This window comes from Paenibacillus sp. FSL W8-0439, from assembly GCF_038008995.1.
Lineage (GTDB): Bacteria > Bacillota > Bacilli > Paenibacillales > Paenibacillaceae > Paenibacillus > Paenibacillus polymyxa.
This window is the reverse complement of the sequence record NZ_JBBPAK010000001.1, coordinates 2,448,091-2,451,982: the sequence shown is the minus strand read 5'-3', so window position 1 is coordinate 2,451,982 and position 3,892 is coordinate 2,448,091. Positions and strand designations below refer to the sequence as shown.

Here is a 3,892-nt window from a genome sequence, read left to right as displayed (position 1 = left end):
CCGTCTCTCTCCTCGCAAAATAGATATTTGGTAAAAAGAAAATTCGCATATTTATGCGGTTTGTTCCTCTGGATGCTTTCGAAACTGAAGCTCATACAGCTCCGCATAATGACCACCCTCAGCAAGGAGCTGGTCATGAGTTCCCTGTTCTTTGAGCTCGCCATCGGCAAGAACACAGATCGTATCCGCCCTCTCAATCGTAGACAATCGATGGGCAATAACTAATGTCGTACGATCCTTCATCAGCTCATCTAAGCCCTGCTGAACTTCATATTCCGACTCTGCATCCAGGGCCGAGGTGGCTTCATCCAGCAGCAAAATCGGCGCATTTTTGAGCAGAGCACGGGCAATCGCGATTCGCTGTCTTTGACCCCCGGACAAATTGGCTCCGCGTTCACCGACAATCGTGTCATAACCCTCCGGAAGCTCAGCTATGAAGCCGCTGGCATAGGCTGTTTTGGCCGCAGCCTCTACTTCCTCATCCGTGGCATCCGGTGAGCCGAAGCGGATATTGTCTGCTACTGTACCGTGGAACAGTGTAGCCTCCTGTGGTACATAGGCCATTAAATCCCTAACCTCATCCAACCGAAATTCTTCTGCCAAGCGGCCGCGAACCCGCAGCACACCTTCATCCGGTGGGTAAAATCCCAGCAACAACTTCATCACGGTGCTTTTCCCACCACCACTCGGACCGACAATCGCGGTTACCTGCCCTTCTGGCACGACCAAGTTCAATCTTCGCAGCGTTGGACGGTCTGGCTGATAGCCAAAGCTGATATTGTGCAGCTCCAGCGCAGCAGCAGTCTGTTCAATAGAGATGTCTGAATCCACAGTCTCGACACCGTCATAGGATTCCTTAGGTTCACGGGCTGATGAAGCTGACACCTCTGGATCGATAAGCCCGGTTACTGATTCCTTCTGTTTCGCCGCGGGGAACTGTTCCTCTTCCTTCGACTCATTCAAGATTTCGCGGATACGCGCCAAGCCTGCCAAAGAGTTTTGTAACAGGGATACAGCTGCCCCCAGCTCCAAAAATACCGTTGAAATACCCGTTTGCAGCTGCACAATCTGTCCCAAAACTCCGAGCTCCATTTGCTTCTGCGAAACCAAGATCAATCCAGCAACAAGCACACCGCCCAGCGTAATAAATTCAATAACAAAATTACACATATCCTGCAGTCCCATATGACGTCCCTGTCGGATACTGATGCGATTTATGTCCTCGCTTGCATCGTTGCAAAGTCCACCCACTTTTGTCCTTAACCCAAATAACTTCACCGTCTGTAAACCAGAAAGCAAATCACTCAATCGTTCCGTGAACCTGCTCATCCGTCCCTGTAATTCTTCACTCGTCTGTCGCATTTTCTTCGCAAAATGAGCATTTATCCAGGCTGAAGCCAGTCCTAGTAGAACCGCCATAATCCCAAATCGCCAATCCAGCACCATCAGAATGACTAGTGAGCCTAAGAAAAGCGAAGTTTCCAGTATAATCGAGCGAATATGAACGGTGTAAGCCTGCTCCAGCGTTTGGACATCGTTTGTCATGCGGGAAACAAGATTACCCGAATGGTGTTTTTCGGCTTTTTCATACGATAGCTTGACAACATGACCGAATAGTTTCATTCGTACATCGGCAATTGCGAGCTTGACACATCGTTTATACATATAGCTGCACACGGGGGAAATAAGACTTAACGCCAAAAATGTGCCGCTGACCAAATAGACCGCTCGGTACAGCTCCTGTACATCGCCATTAACCGCAAAATTCAGCAAATAATGCACCACAAAAGAAAGCAAAATTGTGATGCTGGCATTGGTCAGACTGTTGCCAACCAACCCCGTAAAATACCATTTTCGATGCGGCTTCATCAGGGACATCAATTGCTTAAATTCATAAAACCCCTGCTTGAAGGTCACGACGCTCACTCCTTTCCTCAGGCAGTGAATACCCGTTTTCCTCCGTTTGCTGTCCTTCAAAATTTTGCAAATACAGCTTTCGGTACACACCTTCACGGCCTAGTAATTCCTCATGTGTACCCGATTCCACAATGCTCCCCTGATCAAGTACGATAATGCGGTTCGCCTGGCGTACAGTTGACAGTCGATGAGCTATGACCAGTACCGTCCGGTTTTGCATTGCTGCATTCATTGCAATCTGTACCTGAGCCTCCGACTGGCTATCGAGTGCTGAAGTCGGCTCGTCCAGTAGAAGCAGCGGAGCATTTTTCAGCAATGCTCTTGCTATAGAAATACGCTGCTTTTGTCCTCCAGACAATCCGCCTCCCCGTTCGCTCAACAGAGTTTCATAGCCCTCGGGTAGCTGAACAATAAAGTCATGCGCATGTGCCGCTTTCGCCGCCTCGACAATTTCTTTCCGGGTCGCCTCCAGACGTCCATATCCGATATTTTCTGCAATAGTGGCCGGAAAAAGCGACGGTTCCTGAGATACCATCGAAATATGGCTACGCAGGCTTGTTAGGTTCCAATCTGTTAAATTCTTACCAAACAATTGAACGGTTCCGGCATGCTCTCCAGGTTCATTAAATCCGCAAAGCAGCTTGAAGATTGTGCTTTTACCGCCACCGCTGGCCCCAACAATCGCTACCGTTTCTCCTTGTCCTACCTGGAAGCTAATCTCCTTCAGCACCGTGTTCTCTTCGTTGTAGCCAAAGGTTAAATGCTCAAAGCTGACTACAGGAATGTCGTCCTTGCTTTCTGCATCGTCTTCCTCGAGATCTTGGCTTATTGAAGTGATTTTCCCGTCTTGCCGCTCATCTGGCCAATCCAGCACCTCAAACAAATGCTTCGCTGCTCCCCCCGCTTCCTTCATTTGCGAAATGATCGTCGGCAGCATGGCAACAGGCTGCAATATGAACGAAATAAGATATAAAAAAAGGACAATGCCACCAGCATTCAACTCACCTTGTTGAATCAAATATCCACCGTACACAATGACCAAAATAATCGGTGTTGCCAGCATCATCACACCTACTGGAGTTATGAACGCATAGCGTTTTTCTAGCCGCAATCCGCGCTTGATGACCTCCTCCGTAATCACCATATACTTCTTCAACAGCACAGCCTGCATATTAAATGCCTTGACGATAGGAATTCCTCCGATCGCATCCTGTCCCACCGCGTTCAAATGAGCAATTTTCTCCTGAAGCTCCTTGGAGTATTTCTCAATTGGCTTGCTCATCAGTGAGGTTATGATCATTCCTACAGGCATAAGCGCAAGACTTGCCAAAACCAGTTTCCAGCTTGTCAGTAAAAGCAACGTTAAGGATGCCGTAAACACAAGTGGCAAATAAAACAGATTAGCAAACTGCTGGATAAAAAAGTTCTGCAACAGCGCCGTATTGTTTGTTAGACGGGATACCAAATCTCCGGTGAACTTGCTCTCCACGCTGGAAACAGGTAAATCATAAAACTTATGTACGAGATCGCCTCTCAAGTCGCGCAGGGCACTAACACTAAATCGTGCCGAAGCGTACCTCATCACAAACTTACAAGGCATTCCAATTACCGTCATACCAACAACTAGATAGATCATGTTCTGGGTGGAGGAGAATGTTCCCTGTGCCATTTGCTCTATGGCCTTACCCAAAATAATGTCAATAGCTGCCAAACACAAGGAGGAAATCACGGCTATAAAAACCCAAAGATTATAAGGCTTTATATAGCGTGTGAGTCTCCGAAAAGCAGAATTTGATCGAAACAAAGGCATCCCTCTTTTTCATTGCCACACTTTAGCAGTGCGAACTTTTTAGATTGGCGATGGACGTTATTGAAGTAAACTCTGTGTCTGAAATGATGAGGGCCTGTACAGAAAAATTGAATTTAATCTACGCTGGAAAATGCATCATGGTGGGTGGTTTTATCGGTTATTGCT

General features: G+C 47.4%; 2 protein-coding genes. Both read right to left on the bottom strand.

What is annotated here, in order from left to right:
* Positions 1–51: 51 nt before the first annotated feature.
* Positions 52–1,917 (bottom strand): ABC transporter ATP-binding protein, encoded by a 1,866-nt coding sequence (locus tag MKX36_RS10860; RefSeq protein WP_340864648.1) that lies wholly within the window; start codon positions 1,915–1,917, stop codon positions 52–54.
* Positions 1,892–3,721 (bottom strand): ABC transporter ATP-binding protein, encoded by a 1,830-nt coding sequence (locus MKX36_RS10855; protein WP_340864647.1) that lies wholly within the window; start codon positions 3,719–3,721, stop codon positions 1,892–1,894. Before MKX36_RS10855 ends, MKX36_RS10860 begins: the two co-directional genes overlap by 26 nt.
* Between the last annotated feature and the right edge of the window lie 171 nt (positions 3,722–3,892).